This is a genomic window from Candidatus Bathyarchaeota archaeon (assembly GCA_018396705.1).
Classification (GTDB): Archaea; Thermoproteota; Bathyarchaeia; order Bathyarchaeales; family Bathycorpusculaceae; genus DRVP01.
Genome location: JAGTQZ010000002.1, coordinates 242,414 through 257,141, shown reverse-complemented (window position 1 = coordinate 257,141; position 14,728 = coordinate 242,414). Strand labels below are relative to the sequence as shown.

20 protein-coding genes and 1 pseudogene are annotated in these 14,728 nt (G+C 38.9%); 7 read left to right on the top strand and 14 right to left on the bottom strand.

Annotated elements, in window-relative coordinates; translation table 11 throughout:
• Positions 1 to 25 precede the first annotated feature (25 nt).
• On the bottom strand, positions 26 to 1,603 hold the full coding sequence (locus KEJ24_02190) for an oligosaccharide flippase family protein (GenBank protein MBS7646636.1): 1,578 nt from the start codon (positions 1,601 to 1,603) through the stop codon (positions 26 to 28).
• 224 nt (positions 1,604 to 1,827) lie between these two features.
• Here KEJ24_02190 and KEJ24_02185 point away from each other — a divergent pair, with 224 nt between their 5' ends.
• On the top strand, positions 1,828 to 2,088 hold the full coding sequence (locus KEJ24_02185) for an SDR family NAD(P)-dependent oxidoreductase (protein ID MBS7646635.1): 261 nt from the start codon (positions 1,828 to 1,830) through the stop codon (positions 2,086 to 2,088).
• A gap of 10 nt (positions 2,089 to 2,098) precedes the next feature.
• Positions 2,099 to 2,602, top strand: a complete 504-nt coding sequence (locus KEJ24_02180) for an NAD-dependent epimerase/dehydratase family protein (GenBank protein MBS7646634.1) — start codon at positions 2,099 to 2,101, stop codon at positions 2,600 to 2,602.
• 51 nt (positions 2,603 to 2,653) lie between these two features.
• On the opposite strand, the gene KEJ24_02175 is transcribed toward KEJ24_02180, so the two are convergent.
• Positions 2,654 to 3,055 carry a type II toxin-antitoxin system VapC family toxin gene (locus KEJ24_02175; protein MBS7646633.1) on the bottom strand — a complete coding sequence of 134 codons (402 nt, stop codon included), beginning with the start codon at positions 3,053 to 3,055 and terminating at the stop codon, positions 2,654 to 2,656.
• Positions 3,036 to 3,308, bottom strand: a complete 273-nt coding sequence (locus KEJ24_02170; GenBank protein ID MBS7646632.1) for a hypothetical protein — start codon at positions 3,306 to 3,308, stop codon at positions 3,036 to 3,038. Before KEJ24_02170 ends, KEJ24_02175 begins: the two co-directional genes overlap by 20 nt.
• Before the next feature lie 295 nt (positions 3,309 to 3,603).
• On the opposite strand from KEJ24_02170, the gene KEJ24_02165 reads away from it, so the two are divergent.
• A complete protein-coding gene (locus tag KEJ24_02165; protein MBS7646631.1) occupies positions 3,604 to 3,966 on the top strand; it encodes a hypothetical protein in 363 nt (120 codons plus the stop codon).
• Between the two features lie 30 nt (positions 3,967 to 3,996).
• Here KEJ24_02165 and KEJ24_02160 read toward each other — a convergent pair.
• Positions 3,997 to 4,450 (bottom strand): annotated as a pseudogene (locus KEJ24_02160) (type II toxin-antitoxin system VapC family toxin).
• Complete coding sequence (locus KEJ24_02155) at positions 4,444 to 4,731, bottom strand: hypothetical protein (GenBank protein ID MBS7646630.1); 288 nt, start codon at positions 4,729 to 4,731, stop codon at positions 4,444 to 4,446. The pseudogene KEJ24_02160 and the gene KEJ24_02155 overlap by 7 nt, the downstream one beginning before the upstream one ends.
• 246 nt (positions 4,732 to 4,977) lie before the next feature.
• Here KEJ24_02155 and KEJ24_02150 point away from each other — a divergent pair, with 246 nt between their 5' ends.
• Entirely contained in the window at positions 4,978 to 5,190 is a 213-nt protein-coding gene (locus tag KEJ24_02150) for an antitoxin VapB family protein (protein MBS7646629.1), read from the top strand.
• A complete protein-coding gene (locus tag KEJ24_02145; GenBank protein MBS7646628.1) occupies positions 5,187 to 5,570 on the top strand; it encodes a type II toxin-antitoxin system VapC family toxin in 384 nt (127 codons plus the stop codon). Before KEJ24_02150 ends, KEJ24_02145 begins: the two co-directional genes overlap by 4 nt.
• An 8-nt stretch (positions 5,571 to 5,578) precedes the next feature.
• On the opposite strand, the gene KEJ24_02140 is transcribed toward KEJ24_02145, so the two are convergent.
• Positions 5,579 to 6,025, bottom strand: coding sequence for a PIN domain-containing protein (locus tag KEJ24_02140; protein MBS7646627.1), 447 nt, complete (start codon positions 6,023 to 6,025; stop codon positions 5,579 to 5,581).
• Positions 6,012 to 6,284 (bottom strand): hypothetical protein, encoded by a 273-nt coding sequence (locus tag KEJ24_02135; protein ID MBS7646626.1) that lies wholly within the window; start codon positions 6,282 to 6,284, stop codon positions 6,012 to 6,014. Before KEJ24_02135 ends, KEJ24_02140 begins: the two co-directional genes overlap by 14 nt.
• A 187-nt stretch (positions 6,285 to 6,471) precedes the next feature.
• Here KEJ24_02135 and KEJ24_02130 point away from each other — a divergent pair, with 187 nt between their 5' ends.
• Complete coding sequence (locus KEJ24_02130; protein ID MBS7646625.1) at positions 6,472 to 6,696, top strand: hypothetical protein; 225 nt, start codon at positions 6,472 to 6,474, stop codon at positions 6,694 to 6,696.
• Positions 6,693 to 7,124 carry a type II toxin-antitoxin system VapC family toxin gene (locus KEJ24_02125; GenBank protein ID MBS7646624.1) on the top strand — a complete coding sequence of 144 codons (432 nt, stop codon included), beginning with the start codon at positions 6,693 to 6,695 and terminating at the stop codon, positions 7,122 to 7,124. Before KEJ24_02130 ends, KEJ24_02125 begins: the two co-directional genes overlap by 4 nt.
• Before the next feature lie 302 nt (positions 7,125 to 7,426).
• On the opposite strand, the gene KEJ24_02120 is transcribed toward KEJ24_02125, so the two are convergent.
• From KEJ24_02120 to KEJ24_02090, 7 genes are all read right to left on the bottom strand, one after another.
• Complete coding sequence (locus KEJ24_02120) at positions 7,427 to 8,419, bottom strand: Gfo/Idh/MocA family oxidoreductase (GenBank protein MBS7646623.1); 993 nt, start codon at positions 8,417 to 8,419, stop codon at positions 7,427 to 7,429.
• A gap of 18 nt (positions 8,420 to 8,437) precedes the next feature.
• Entirely contained in the window at positions 8,438 to 9,328 is an 891-nt protein-coding gene (locus KEJ24_02115; protein MBS7646622.1) for a DUF362 domain-containing protein, read from the bottom strand.
• A 67-nt stretch (positions 9,329 to 9,395) separates the two neighbouring features.
• Complete coding sequence (locus tag KEJ24_02110) at positions 9,396 to 9,938, bottom strand: radical SAM protein (GenBank protein MBS7646621.1); 543 nt, start codon at positions 9,936 to 9,938, stop codon at positions 9,396 to 9,398.
• Between the two features lie 71 nt (positions 9,939 to 10,009).
• Positions 10,010 to 10,891: a hypothetical protein gene (locus KEJ24_02105; protein MBS7646620.1), complete on the bottom strand. Its 882-nt coding sequence runs from the start codon at positions 10,889 to 10,891 to the stop codon at positions 10,010 to 10,012.
• Positions 10,892 to 10,895: 4 nt separating this feature from the next.
• Positions 10,896 to 11,906: a glycosyltransferase family 2 protein gene (locus KEJ24_02100; protein MBS7646619.1), complete on the bottom strand. Its 1,011-nt coding sequence runs from the start codon at positions 11,904 to 11,906 to the stop codon at positions 10,896 to 10,898.
• Between the two features lie 169 nt (positions 11,907 to 12,075).
• Complete coding sequence (locus tag KEJ24_02095; protein MBS7646618.1) at positions 12,076 to 13,554, bottom strand: radical SAM protein; 1,479 nt, start codon at positions 13,552 to 13,554, stop codon at positions 12,076 to 12,078.
• A gap of 78 nt (positions 13,555 to 13,632) precedes the next feature.
• Positions 13,633 to 14,718, bottom strand: coding sequence for a GNAT family N-acetyltransferase (locus KEJ24_02090; GenBank protein ID MBS7646617.1), 1,086 nt, complete (start codon positions 14,716 to 14,718; stop codon positions 13,633 to 13,635).
• Positions 14,719 to 14,728 lie beyond the last annotated feature (10 nt).

Genomic DNA, 14,728 nt, shown 5'->3' with positions numbered 1-14,728 from the left:
GGTTAATGTATTAACCCTAAAAAGTTTATCCCAAAAAGCCTAGAATAGCTTCCATAGTGGATAGTGGAATGCTTAAAAGTTTCGAAATTACCCCTAAACCTGAAAACATTATTTTTAAATTTGCAACGTCAGCTTTTTCAACCGCGCCCACCGCTGGAGCTGCGACAATGTAGGTTATCAAAAAGGTTGTGATTCCAGCAACCAACTTTATCCAATCTGCGTATGCCATGGTGTTTGTTACCAGAAATGTTGTTGCTGCCGCGATAAAGGACGTTGCTAATATTTTTGTAGAGGATTTAATGTCAACTCTAACGTTGTAGTGCTTCCAAACCCAGTATGATCCGATGGACAAGCTTGGCAGTCCCGCCACTATGCTTGTTGTTATGAGGCCCACTATGCCGGCGGAGGGTATAAGCACGAAAGCTAGTGGCATGCCGAATGCCAGCGTTATTAGGCTTAGTTTCATTTGAGTTTTTGTTTCACCCAAGCCTGCCAAAAGGTTTCCTAGGCTTAGGTTTCCAAAAATCGCGAATAGATTGCCTATCACATGCATGGTTAGAAATAGCGGCGCGTAAGCCCACTTTTCTCCGAAAAGTGTGCATATCATTGGTTTAGACAAAACCATTATTGCCGTAGTTGCTGGCACAAGGAATATTGCAGTATACTTAACTGAAGATGCAAACACTGATTGTAGCAGTTCCCCCTCTTTTTTCGGGTTAATTTTTGAGAAAACTGGGAAAAGAACTGTTGATATGGGAATTGAGAAAAACGTCAGCAACGTGGCAAATTGGGTTGCCACTTGATAATTGCCTATCATGGTGTCTGTACAATATATCGCCATCAAAAAAGCATAGAACTGCGCCAAGAAACCGCTTATAATTGAAGCTATTGATAGGGGAATTCCGTAACGTAGCATAGCCTTCAAAGTTTGGCTTAAACCGTTTATCTCAGCGTTTCTGGCTTTTAAACCCCTAATTATGGCTAGGTATAGTGCTATTAGCCCAATTATTGTTGCGAATATAAATGATATTGTATAGCCTAAGGTTGCCCCTAAAGCACCATAGCCCGCAAACACTAGAAGCGGGGATGTGATAGTCTTCGCTATTGCTTGGCAAATGCTGGTTAGGCTGTTTAATTCCATTCTTTCAAAGCCTATGAAGGTTGATTGCGCGGCTGCAAGAAGGGCTCCTGCAAGCACCGTGACGGAAGCCACGGCAATTAGAGATGAGGCTCCTGGTCTTTGGAATACTGTTGAAGCGATAAAACCAGATAGGGCAACCAAGATTATGGACAAAGCGAGTCCTGCGGCTAGTTCGAAGATTATGCCTGAAATGATTATTGGGTAGGCGTTTTCATCTTTGTTTTCAGCCCTTAGGCTGGCTGTGTATCTTGCTATGGCTGAGTTTACGCCCCAGTCTCTGAAGAGATTAGCCATGTATGATGGGATTAGGGCTATTGTGTATAGGCCATATTCTTCTGGTTTTATAAGCCTAGCCAATATTATTGTGCCTATTGCCATAATTATGGTGGAGGCTGCCACGCCTATGAATAGTTGGAAGCTTCCTGTGGCGGATTTTTTGCCCATTTCTAGGGCTTTTTGCATGGTTAGAGGGCCTTCTTTTATTATATCCTAATGTTAGGGAAAATTTTGTTGTTTGGATTGGAGTTTTTCTGGGTTTGTTTTGGGTTTTGTTTTTGTTTTGTTGTTGTTTAAAGGTTTTTGTTGCCGGTGTTTTTGGTGTTTTGTTGGTGTTTTATTGGGGTTTACTGGCGTTTTTGTGAAGGTTTATGTGGCGGATTTTTGCTGTTTTATCGGTTGGTGGTTGTTTGAGGGTTTTGGTTACTGGCGGGGCGGGTTTTATTGGGAGCCACACTGTTGATAGTCTTTTGGCTGAGGGTTTTGAGGTTGTTGTTTTGGATAGTTTGCGTAGTGGAAGCCTAGACAATGTCAGGCGGCATTTTGGCGGGGCGGGTTTTCATTTTGTTAAGGGAGATGTTAGGGATGCTGGGCTTTTGAGGAGTTTGGTGGATGATGTTGATTGTATTGTTCATTTGGCTGCTTTGGTTAGCGTTCCGGAATCCTTTTAAGGATCCAGCTTTGACTTTTGACATTAATGTTAATGGGACTTTGAATTTGTTGAAGGCTTGTGTGGATTCAGGCGTAAAACGTTTTGTTTATGCTTCTTCTTGCGCTGTTTATGGACCGCGGCAAGCTTTAAATGAGTACAGCGGGGTCATGGCCCAGTTCCTGAATCGAATTAAAAATGACATGCCTCTGGTAATTTTTGGTGATGGAGAACAGACAAGGGATTATGTGTATGTTGAGGATATTGCTGAAGCGAACTTGCTTGCTTTAAAATGTTCTGGAGTTGCTGGAGAAGCTTTTAATATTGGGACGGGTGTGGCCACTTCCATAAACAGGTTGGCCAGCATCCTTTTAAAATTTGCCAACAAGGAGCATTTAAAAATCCAGTACTGCGAGGCTAGGGAAGGTGACATCAGACACAGCGTTGCCGACATTTCAAAGGCAAAGGAAAGGCTTGGTTACAATCCAAAAGTCTCGCTTGAAAATGGTTTAGGAAATCTTTTATTGGAAAACTGAAAATGTAAATGCGCCATTTTAAAGGTGAAGTGAACGCTTATTAAGGAATAGTCAATGGGGTTCAATCCTTGGTATCTTTAGACCGTCGAAGTGTTTGTCTAGTGATATTATTGCTTCTGCGTTTGTTGTGAGGGCTGATGCGTATTGGATGGCATCATCCATGCTTAATTTTTGTTGTTTTGCTATTTCTGTGGCTTTTGCCTCGTCTGTTATTGTTGTGTTGTATATGTGGAGCCCTTTATAGGCTAGTAGGCTTAAAAGGAATGTTTTAAGGACGTCAAGTCTTCCTAACTCTTCCATAATTACTATTATTGAGTGTATCGAGAAGTCGGTGACTATGGCGCTTTTCTTTCCATCTCTTAAGGCTCTTAGTAAACGTTTACATTCTTCTTTTTTACCTCTGCCAAGGAGAACTTCAAGGAAAATGTTTGTGTCAACCAGATACATTTTCAAACACTTTGGACGCCCAGAATTTTTTGGCTTCGTGTTGGAGGGTGACGGAGTCTATGTTTACATCTGATAGTAGTCCGTCTATGGCTTCCACTGGGTCCCCTTCAAATGTTTCGCTTTCAACTGTGGAGACCCATTTTAGCAGGGCTTCCTCCGCCGCTTTGCTTAAGGCTCCTTTTCCGTAGCCGAACCTCTTCATGGCCGCCTCTCTGAATTTTCGCTCAAGATTTGGATCTATTTTCACACGTAGAGACATGACATATTACCTTATTGCCATACTGCAAAAAGGCTATATAGCCTTTTCTATACCAAATGGTAGGCCGGCTTTAAGCCGGGGTAGTTGTCTATGAGCTTTTGATAGAGAACCTAGCATCGAATAGCTCAATTATGTCGCTGACTGAAAAATGTGCCTTAAAGTTCGTCCCGCACAATTTTTAGGCACGGGTCTGGCCACATCCATCAACAAGTTAGCCGCATTTCCAAAGCGAATAAAAACTTGGAAAGCTTTTTATGGAAAATTAAGCACGTTAACCTTTTATTAGGCGCATTTTATGAGCGCAGATGTACGCGAGGCAGAAGCTGTCGATTTGAGTAGTGAAGCTTTATTGTTGTTAGCTGCTGAAAATTTAAAGAAAAGCATTGAATTTGCTGTTGGTCAGTTGAAGGCTAAGAAAGTTAAGGGCGAGATGAAGCTTAAATGGAGCTGTTCTTTGGTTAGGCAGGTGGAAGCCTTGGTTAAGGTTGTTGAAGCCTTGAACAAGATTGGCAGTAAGTCTGAGGCTGATTTGGATTTGTCTTCTTATTTGGCTGTTTTGGAGGAGAAGATTCCGCGGAGATTCGTTAGCAAACGGTTTGCTACAGTTGTTAAAACCGTGCAGGCGAGAATCGCTGGACGTAAGCCTTTAAAAGTTTAAGTTTGTTGATGCTTTTTATATTTCACTTTTCTAGCCAATATGTTGCGCATTAATTCCTTCCGTTTTTGCAATTTCAGTCAATTTTTTCTCCTGTAATAAATTTGTTAGCATTGACTAGCTTTGATGAGATTATTTGTAACGCGTCTGCTTGATAGATGTGATATTTCTCTATAAGAATCCACGAATCCAAAAGAAGTTTCGTTTTCACAGGGATCGTTTTAATTAATCCAAGTTTTATGAGCCTTAAAGTCTCCGTAACTAATAACTTTCGGGCCTTCATTGTAGTCTCTCTTTTCTATCCATTTCCTCCTTTGATATTTGATATATGTCTAATACCCCTAAAGCTTCGCCTATGTTCCAAACAGAGAAAGCTAGTTTGGCTTCGCCTTGAAGAGTTTTTGAGTAAACTTCTTGAACTATGTCCATGCCATCTTCAAAGCACATACTTTTCGACTATGGCACTTGAGTCGAGGCATATCAGCAAGCGGTTGAATCCCTCAGTCCTCGAACAATTTTTCCCGCGGATGTTTTAACTTTCGGCCGAATTGGCGAAACTTCAATTGTCCTCACAGTCTCAGAAATCATAGTCTCAAGGGCGTTGGCAACTGCAAGATCGCTTAGCTCTTCCTTTAAGGCTTCCTCCAAAGCTTTACTAACTCCCTTTAAACCTCCCTCAATGTTGGCTTTTAGTTTAAATTTTTTCCAAAGATCCTCATCAATTAATATGTTTGTTTTAATTTTCCCGGTTAATTTAATTCCCTCCATAAAGAAAGGAGTATATACTCCTATTTTTGTTTTAAGCCAGATGAAACCTATGCTATTTCCTTGTTTTTGATGAAATTGTTTATATTTGCCTCAAACTTCATTCCCCAATAGTTTTAGTTCTTGCATACTTTCAGGTTAAGGCAAGCTTTTGGCGTACTCGACTCTTTTAAAAGATCGAAGGATTGTTGTCGATTAAAGAATGTTTAAATACATGTTTAAACATTTTAAACTCAACGGTGAATAAAATTGGCCAAAACAATAACGATTAGAGACGAAGTTTATAGAAAGTTGTTAAAAGTTAAGCGTGAAGGTGAAAGTTTCAGCGACTTATTTGAGAGGCTTATTGAGGGTGCTAGCCCCCTTGAAACTTTAAGGAAGCTTAGGGGGTGTGTGGAGTTCAGAGATAAAGAAGTTTTGTTAAAGGAGATTTATGCTGCAAGGGCTGAGCGCCGGCTATGATTGTTTTGGACACGGACGTGTTGATCGAGATTTTCGATAGGCAGTCTAATAGAGGCGATGAGGCTTTGACGAAGCTTTTGGAGAAGGGCGAAGATGTCGCCACAACAGTGATTAATCTTCATGAGATTTTATATGGTCTTGAAAAATATGCTAAGCCTGTTAGGGATGTTTTGCTTCTGCCAGTACTCGAATATACTAAGAGGGATGCCCAGTTATCTGCCGAGTTAGAGTTAAAAGCTGAAAGTTCAGGAACACCAGCTCGGAGGACAGACGCTATGATCGCCGCCATAGTATTAAACAGAGGAGCATCACTATTCACTTTCGATTTAAAACATTTTAATATTTTCAAGAGTTTTGGCCTTAAACTTCTACAACTATAAGTATATGTTTAGTATGGAAATTCGGCTACGTGGTATGCTTCTATTGGCGCTTTTTTCGAATTTATTTTTTCTATGAAGTCTTCTTTGTCTAGAGATACTAGGATGGCATTTTTATCTAAGGCTACTTTGAGATAGATGGCATCTATGGCGTAAATGTTATATTCTGCACATAGGCGGTAAGCTGATGTGCAGAAAGCTTTGTCGCAGTTTGTCAAGAGTGATGGATGGATCATTAAGTCCAATTGCTCTTTTGCCTTGTCAGCTACGGCCTTCCCAGCTTTTCTTGCCAATGTGCCGCAGACCTCCTGATATATGATGCTGGGTTCCGTCAGAATAAATTTGTCCGGAACTTTCTCCAATATTTCGATGCATTCTGCGCTGTAGGGTTCATCATTTTTAAGGACAGCTATTAAAACATTGGAGTCTAACGTCAAAAGTCGACTAGACGGGTTCATGACGTCTCAGCCTTTTTGTCTCTTCAAGCACTGTTGGAGGGCCGGTCCATTTGCTTGAAACAATGCTTTTAAGCTGGAGGAAACCTTGCACTCCAGATCTCATTTCATCAATTTTGTCTTTGGTTAAGATGATTGTCTTTTCTGAAGCGACAAGCTTTGCTAGAAGCTCAGCCCATGTTTTGCAACCTAACTCCACCTTAAGCCTCTTCAACTCCTTAAGGAGGTCTTCTGGAACATTTTTAACGAGTATTGTCGCCAAATCCATCGCCAAGTTATTTTGGATTATCTAGAATATAAAGTTTATCTAAAATCTTTGAAAATTTTACTTGTCCCAAGGCAAAGCGTGACGCAAGGGGATACTGTTCTGTTAAGCGCACATCTACATGATCATTATTTGAGTAATCTTTTTATGTATATACTTGTTGTAATTACTATTGGTGATGTAGTTGGGTACAGTTACTATTAAAGTTGATGAGAATTTAAAAAGGAAAATGAGGGGCGTTAAGATTAATTGGTCTGAGTACATTAGGGAAGCCATTAAGCGTAGAGTGGAGATTGAAGAGAAGAAGAAGGCTGCTGAAAAGCTTCTGGCGAGTTTGAAGGAGAAGAGGCATGTTGTGCCATCTGGGTTTATCAATGAAACTATTAGGGAAATGAGGGAAGCTCGTTGAGAGTTTATGTTGTGGATGCTTCCGTCGCTTCAAGGTTTTTGTTGGTTGAGGATTTATCAGACAAGGCTGAGTTGGTTTTAGAAGATTTTTTGCAGGGAAAGCTGGATCTAAGATCTCCTGAACTGGTTGTTTACGAGGTTGGGAACACTTTGTGGAAAAGCGTTAAAGATGGTTTTATAAGCCTGGACGAGGCCATAGAAAAGTTTTCGCTCTTTTTGGAGTTGCGGATTAACCCTGTAAACCTCAGCTTTGAGGAGCACAAGGAGATTTTGGACTGGAGCGTTAAGAACAATGCAACTTATTATGACAGTGCATATGTAAAGGCTTGCATGGAGGTCGGCGGAACCCTTCTAACAGCCGACGACATTTTATACAAGAAATCAAAGGAAACCGTTCCAACACTACATTTAAAAGATTATAGAGGTTAACTTTACAATTTTCAAAGAGACTTGTGTTTGAAAAGGTAAAATACGAGGTTGTATGGTTCCTTTTGCATATAACGATGGAGTCGGCTAGTCCTCAGTCCTTAATTTTCTTTTTCACCTCAGCGTCTATTTTTGCGGCTTTTATGGCGGTTGTTTGGAGGCCTTAAGTGAGTTGGTTGAGCAGGGTTTTAGGTTGAGGGAGGAGGTTTTCTTGGAAGCTGTAAGGGAAGCGAGGAAAATTGCGGAAAAATCAAAATAGCGCAATTTAACATCATTTTGAACACGTACGATTTCGTTGATGACTCTTAAAATTTTTCAAAAAGTATTTGGTTTTTGTATGCTTGTTCTATTGCAATTAAGTCTTTAAGTCCGTCCTCACCTGATGGCGATGGTGTTCTTTCTTGGATTAGGCAATTTATGAAGTGTTGGAGTTCTGTTTTGTGACCTTGGTAGAATTGTGATGTTCCCGTAGTTAGCATTTGAATGATTGTGGACAAGGGGTTTGATGGTTTATGTTGAGCTGTTATGTGGTCTACTGTTCCTATTAGCTCGATTTTTAGTTGGTATCCTTGTAAGAACCAGCCTACGTTTATTATGGCTGTTGTCCTGTTTTCGAATTTTGCGAGGCATGTTGCCTTATCCTCGAAGTCCATGTTGAACCTGTAGCCTAAATGGCTTTTTATATCTGTTATTTCGCCAAAGTACCAGCGGAGCAGGTTTATTAGGTGGCTTCCCAAGTCTATTAGGGCTCCGCCGCCTGTTAGCTCTTTATGGAACCACCATTCTGGCACCGGTGTAGGCGCGTGGGCTTCTGCTCTATGAAAGAACGGACCAGTGCTTATGTAGTTGGCAATCGCTATTTCTATGTCGCCCAATGTTCCATCATGAATTTTTCTTTTAAGAGTTTGAAATTGCTGGTTGAACCTTAATGGGTAGCCCATCATTAATTTAACATCGTTTTTGCGTGCCGCTTTGAGAATTTCTTTAGCCTCTTTGGTGTTTCTGGCTATTGGCTTTTCTAACATTATATGCTTTTTTGCTTCAGCTGCGTCTATTGCGCATTTTAGATGCAAATGTGTTGGTAAGGCAATTATAACTGCGTCGATTTCAGGGTCTTTGAGCAGTTGGGTGTAGTCTGTGAAGGTTTTTTTGACACCATAGCTTTTAGCCTTGCTAAGTGCCTTTTTGGACAAATCTGCCACAGCTATAACGCGGGCATTATCAAGCCTTTTAGCGTGTTGAAGGTGGATTTGTCCCACATAACCTAAGCCGATAATTCCAAGTTTCAAGATTTTCATGGCTTTTTCCTTTTTGATCTAGATTCCAAGTTTTTTGTTTAACCCTGTAAAAATTAGGAAGGCATATGCTTTGTCCATTAGTTTCTTTTTGAAATCTTTTTTGGGATACCTTGATTTGAAATATTTTATTGGCGTACCTTTTGGTATGTATAAAGCTCTGCCCAACCCCTCTTTTTCCGCAAGTTGTAGGTATTCTATCTTTTTTGGTTTTAGTCCTGCAATTTCGGCTGCTGCAGTGTCAAGGGATACTGGGTCTTGGCTGGCCATTACAAGTCCAAGTTTTCGTGGATGAATTCCCGAAACAATATTCCCATCAACGATGTGCAAATCAAATTTCATTAACTTATTTAAAGCCACAATTGTTTCAGCAAGCATCTCATGATACTTAAATTTTTTAGGGTACGGATTACATCCATATATGTTTTTTAAAGCACAGGTTAACTCAATTCCTCGCAAGGTGTACTTAATTTTTGGAACATTGATTTTCACGTCGGCCTTACGAATTATCTTTGGCACCATAAATCGAAAGGTTTTACCTCCAATAGTCACATCTGCTGGGCTAGCTTCTTCCTCTGACAAATTTACAAGTTTAACGTTACAGTTTTCAGCTAGTTTTTCATAGCCCAGCATTCTGAACGCATATTTGCAAATCATTGCAGAAGCGTCCGATTCAACTATGGAGATATTCACATCTTTTGATGTTTCTTCCCGAATTAACCTGATTAATTCTGCTACGAGTTTTGGGTCTGTTGTTTGGCCAGTTGTGTAATCCCAGTAATAGCATAAGTTTGGTTTGATGATGATGTTTCCAACATTGCTAGGAAAGTTGTATCCTATTAGGTTTAGAGCCTCTTCCACTGCTTGTTTTATGTTGTAATCTTTAATCTTTACAAGACTGACTAGACTCATTCTAGATTTCCTTCCGAGTAGCTGGTCTGCATCGCATCATACTTTTTAGGTCTTTTATGTTTTGTTTTTAAGCGCCACCACCGTCGATGGGTTGTGGGAAAACAATTTCCTCCATCATTTTTTTAGCTGAATTTAATAAGTAATACGGTCTTTTATACGCGCTTATATTCAACAGTAGTTTTTTGAGTTTTTGCTTTAAAAAGTCTCGGACTATTTTATTTTTAAGTTTGAAAAGTTCTGTTGTGCTGAGATTTTTAGTTTTTATGACGATATCGTGAGAGGTGAACTTTGACCAGTCGGTTGTTATTAAAAGAGAATTTTGCAAAGCTACTTTATATAGTTTGGTTCCTGGATATGGTGTTAGAAAGTTTATGTTTAATATGTCAGGGTCCAGTTTAAGTATAAGTTTTCTCGTGTTTTCGATGGTTTTAATTGTTTCATTTGGCCACCCTAAGATGATGTGAGCTTGAGTTAGTATATCCATCTCCTTTGATAGTTTAAACGCTCTTTCTATTGTTTCCAGCTGTACACCTGTCTTTGCGATTTTTAGAGTTTCTGGATCCCCTGTTTCAACTCCGTAATGTATTCTTCGACACCCTGCTTCCTTCATTTTTAATAGAAGTTCTTTGGAAATTTCGTTAACTCTTGATTCACATATCCAAGCTATGTCGAGATTTCTTTTTATGATTTCATCGCATATTTTAATTTAATTGCTTGTTCTTTGTTGTAAGCAAAGGATTGTCCTCTAAATGCGAAACCTTCTATATTGTAGTTATTGTGCAATCTTTCCATTTCATCCACTATTGATTTTGGGCTTCTAAAAGACCATTTTTCACCATAACCCAGTGGGTAGGGACAGTAAAAACATTTGTATGAACAACCTTTACTATCCAGTATTGATACATAAGCGAAGCGTTCCCCATATTTATCTGTGAAAGTTTCATAACCATCGAGCGGAATAAAATCGTAGCAAGCCTCTGGCAAGTCATTGATGTTAAGTTCTGGAAATGCGGGATTATTAATTATTTGTCCATTTTTCATGTATGAAACACCCTTAACACCTTTTAGATCTTGGCGCCGTTGTAACGCTTCGATGAGTTCAATTATGCCCAAAACGTGTGGAAACTCGTTGCGAAGAACTGCGTCTACACCGCCTTTGCACAACACTTCTCTTTGAATAACGCGGCAAACGGTTCCAACACCTATGGTCCATACGTTTTGAAGAATTTTCTTTATTTCGGTTAGAACGCTCAAATCATTCCATATTGATGGTAGGGAAATTATAGAGAATATGATGTCTGGATTTTCCTTTCTGACTAGGGCTAAAACTTCATCGGTGCTGCATAGCCTCAGTCTTTGGCAATCATAAACTTTGAATTCGTATCCTGCTTTTAAAAGAAGCGCAGAAGCATATGGAAAAAACGGGTGAAGAGTTGTTTCTCGGCTATTTTTGAATTTTTGTGGGACATGTATTGCCACTCCAAATCCGCCAGCATCGTCTCTCCAAAGTCTTTGATCAGCTGGACTGGGAATGTTAAGGAGGAGAATTTTGGGCTCTCTCACAAAATCATCCCATCAATTTAATTGTTGCAGTCTTAATTTCGTTTTGAAGTCTCGACTCCAGTTCTGTTAATTTTTTAATGTAATAATCGCGGAGGTCTTTGTTGTAGGACCATTCTATAAGCATGTCAATTGTTAACAAAGCCTCCCTGTAAAGCGTTAATAATTTTTCTATTTCTTGGGGTTGGAGCGATTTCGCTATATTTTTTATATAGTTTTTGAATTTGATTTTTCGACCAACCCCATAGAAGTAACTATATGGATGAAGAGCTAACATAACCGCTTTGCCTAAAGTCATTTTATACACATCATATAGCCTTCTATATGGCTGTCTAAACCAATATTTCCCGTTAATTACTTGGATGTCACGTTTACCTGGATCTGTACCATCATGTTTAAAGTTCATAGTTGAAAAAGGGTGTATTCGATAAAAGTGTAGCGGCTCAAAAATTGCCTCAGTTTTCCAGCCTTTAGCCAGCAACCGAAAGCAAAGATCTAAGTCTTCAAACCTTCTCAAATTAGGATCAAAACCACTTCCCAGACTATCAAAAGCTTTTCGCCTTATAAGAACTGGGCCAAGCGCTCCCCACCACCCGGCGAAAAGGCAATATTTACTGAAAATTTTTCGCGGCATCCAAATATTTTCAAAGTCATAACTTTCGTTGTACACTATGGAGCCGCATCGAACAAAACCAACCTTTGGATCCTTCATAGGCTGAATCATTTTGCTTACAAAATTTGGGTGAAGCTTATCATCCGCGTCAAGGCAAACAAAGAAATCTCCCTTAGAGATTTGTACTCCATTATTTTTCGCGACACTCACACCCTTATTTTCTTGAAACACGTATCGAACATCATACCTATTGGTGACGTCTCTCGTGTTATCTGTTGACCCATCATCTACAACAATGACTTCTATGGTTCGATATTTTTGTGCTAGTGCACTCTCGATAGCCTCAGCTAAATAACGTCCATAATTGCGCGTTGGAATAATGATACTCACAAGGGGGTTTTTCATTTTTCTATCACAGAAATAACAGGAGCTAAAGTAGTTACGCATGCCTTTTAGCAAAACAATCTAAAAGCTGTCGTATAAATAATATTCCTGCCCAAATACTCATGATGGACTTTTAGGGATTGGACATTTTTAGTGAATTATATTCATAAAAGAAGCCTTTATTTTATTTTTAAAATTGCGGGAATATTATCCTGTTTACTAGAGTCTTTGCTTTATTAACGAATATTTGCGGTCTCTTGACTATTGGGCGGTCTTTCTGAAGAATAAGTCGTTTTAATTTTTGTTTAGAGAAATCGCGTACCATTTTCTGTTTAATTGTATAAAGGTCACTTGCGTTAAGGCTTTTTGTTCGCATAATAATGTTATAAGAGGTATACTTCGACCAATCATAGGTGAGAATTAGAGAGTTTTTTCTGGCTATTTCGTACATTTTGGTTCCAGGGTAAGGAGTTAAAAAGTTCAAATTTAAAATATCAGGCTCTAGTTTAAGGATAAATTTATTTGTGTTTTCTAATGTTCTATAATCATCATCAGGCCACCCTAAAATAATGTGAGCTTGTCTTATTATACCCAGCGCTTTTGTAATTTTAAATACTTTTTCAATTGTTTCTAATTTAACGCCTGGTTTTGCTACTTTGAGGATTTCTGGATCCCCGGTTTCAACTCCAAAATGTATGCGCCGACAACCCGCTTTTTTCATCACTTCCAAAAGTTCTCTGTTGACCTCATCAACTCTTGATTCACACGTCCATTTGATGTCAAGTTTTCTCTGCATTAGTTCTTTACAAATTTCTAATGCGCGCTTTTTATTGTATGCAAAAGCTTGACTTCTGAAATCAAATGCCCGAATGTTAAAACGGGTGTATAATTCTTCGATTTCGTCAGCTACTAATTTTATAGGTCTGTAAGTGTATTTTCGACCAAATCCAAGAGGGTATGGGCAGTATATGCAGTTATATGGACATCCTATGCTGTCTAATACTGCCACGTAAGGAAATCGTTCTCCATTTTCATCTTCAAAAGTTTCGTAGCCGTCAGGAGGGATTAAATCATAGCAAGGTTTTGGCAATTCATTAAAATTCATTTCTGTGGGCTTTGAAGTAGTGAAAATTTGTCGATTTTTAACAAAGGAAATACCTTCTACAGTTTTAAGGTTTCTATTTTGTTGAAGTGCTCGAATTAACTTAATCATGTTGGCAATGTATGGGTAGCCACTACGCAAAACAACATCTATTTTACCTCTAAGCAAAACTTCGTGAGGAAGTACACGGCAAACCGTTCCGACACCGACTATTTTCACCGATGGAACAAATTCTTTTATTTCATCCAAAACTTTGACGTCATTTTTCATTGAAGGTAGCGAGATTATGGAAAAAATTATATCTGGGTTTACTTTTTTAACCAATCTTACGCTTTGGTCGTTGTCTAAGTTTAGTCTTTGGCAATCGATGACCTTAAACTCGTATCCTTCATTCAAGAGGATTGAAGAAGCATAAGGAAAAAATGGAATTAGAGGTATTCTACTAGACTCTTTCCATCGGGGATTAATAGAAATTGCTGTGCCAAAACCTCCAGCATTTTCTCTCCAGAGTGTTTGATTGGGTGGGCTCGGCAAATTTAGAAGAAGTATTTTACAGTCTTTACCCATAGTGACCAGCTCATTGTATAAACATAAAATCAGTTTGAAATGTTAACGGAGTTTTTACACATTTGTGATTCTTTTAAACTATGTTGAAAATAAATCACAAAAGTATTTTGTTTTAACACTATCCCAAATTTTCAAGTATAACTTGCGCCAGGTATTAGAAAGGATACCGCTTCTTGAGATTATAGCAGTTTGGTTCCATCTCAAGATTGTTTCCCATAATACTTTGTACTTTTCATCACCCCTCATAAAATCAAATTCCGACAGTCCTTCTTCAATACATTTTTCTATGACATGAGCTATAAGCAAATTTCCAACGCTGTATTTAGAATAAATGGGGTCGAAACCGGAAAGATAGCCGTAAAACTTTCTCTGATCTTTGAATCCATAAACCACCGCAGCAGGTCTGCCCGAAAGTTTGAGCAAAAATAGACCTAACCATCTTCTCCCCGCAAAAATTTTTGCAATTTCAAGATGGAAATTACGAAGGTTTATGTTAGCGAAGACACCAGGATAGCCCTTTGATGTCCATTCTTTCTGGTGAAGCTTAAAGAGCAAATGCATGCCTTCAATGCATGATTCAACTTTAGAGTAGTCTGAAAACTCTACCTCGAACTCTTTTTTGGCTTTTTCCATATATCTTCTCAAATTACGTTTCATATTTCTACTCAGGCTGGCCCGAAACGCGTCAATAGATTTTGGGAGTGGTTTATATGGGCACACAGAGGAAGCTTTTAAAGTGTTTGACAATTTGCTAAGGATTGGTAGCGATTTTGAATTTTCTGGTATTTCAGATAATTCTATATAACTCCATTTTTCTGGAAGTTTCTTCAGATACTCGATGAAAAGACGTATACATTCATTCCTCTCGTCTGCTATTATAAAATCATTGTAATCTGTATGGGGTGTTCCAATAAATGCTATTTTTCCCTCATTAAAACCTAATACTTTTCTAGTTGAATACATCAATGGTGCTATTCCAATAATCTCATCGTTTTTCGTGGCTAATAGGAGGATAAGTTTTTTATCGCTTCCAAAATATTTCCACCATGTTGAAAGCCACTCCCATGTAGAGAAAACAGTATGATCGCATTTCTCTAGAAGATTTGCCCACTCGTTTTTCAGAGAAAGGAAATCTTGGTAATTATTAACTTCTATTATCTTCATTAAACTATCC

Excerpts from the sequence above, each read along its gene's own strand:
- KEJ24_02190 (MBS7646636.1), bottom strand. The coding sequence starts at position 1,603 with ATGCAAAAAGCCCTAGAAATGGGCAAAAAATCCGCCACAGGAAGCTTC.
- KEJ24_02170 (MBS7646632.1), bottom strand. The coding sequence starts at position 3,308 with ATGTCTCTACGTGTGAAAATAGATCCAAATCTTGAGCGAAAATTCAGA.
- KEJ24_02165 (MBS7646631.1), top strand. The coding sequence starts at position 3,604 with ATGAGCGCAGATGTACGCGAGGCAGAAGCTGTCGATTTGAGTAGTGAA.
- KEJ24_02155 (MBS7646630.1), bottom strand. The coding sequence starts at position 4,731 with ATGGAGGGAATTAAATTAACCGGGAAAATTAAAACAAACATATTAATT.
- KEJ24_02145 (MBS7646628.1), top strand. The coding sequence starts at position 5,187 with ATGATTGTTTTGGACACGGACGTGTTGATCGAGATTTTCGATAGGCAG.
- KEJ24_02140 (MBS7646627.1), bottom strand. The coding sequence starts at position 6,025 with ATGAACCCGTCTAGTCGACTTTTGACGTTAGACTCCAATGTTTTAATA.
- KEJ24_02120 (MBS7646623.1), bottom strand. The coding sequence starts at position 8,419 with ATGAAAATCTTGAAACTTGGAATTATCGGCTTAGGTTATGTGGGACAA.
- KEJ24_02115 (MBS7646622.1), bottom strand. The coding sequence starts at position 9,328 with ATGAGTCTAGTCAGTCTTGTAAAGATTAAAGATTACAACATAAAACAA.
- KEJ24_02110 (MBS7646621.1), bottom strand. The coding sequence starts at position 9,938 with ATGAAGGAAGCAGGGTGTCGAAGAATACATTACGGAGTTGAAACAGGG.
- KEJ24_02100 (MBS7646619.1), bottom strand. The coding sequence starts at position 11,906 with ATGAAAAACCCCCTTGTGAGTATCATTATTCCAACGCGCAATTATGGA.
- KEJ24_02095 (MBS7646618.1), bottom strand. The coding sequence starts at position 13,554 with ATGGGTAAAGACTGTAAAATACTTCTTCTAAATTTGCCGAGCCCACCC.
- KEJ24_02090 (MBS7646617.1), bottom strand. The coding sequence starts at position 14,718 with ATGAAGATAATAGAAGTTAATAATTACCAAGATTTCCTTTCTCTGAAA.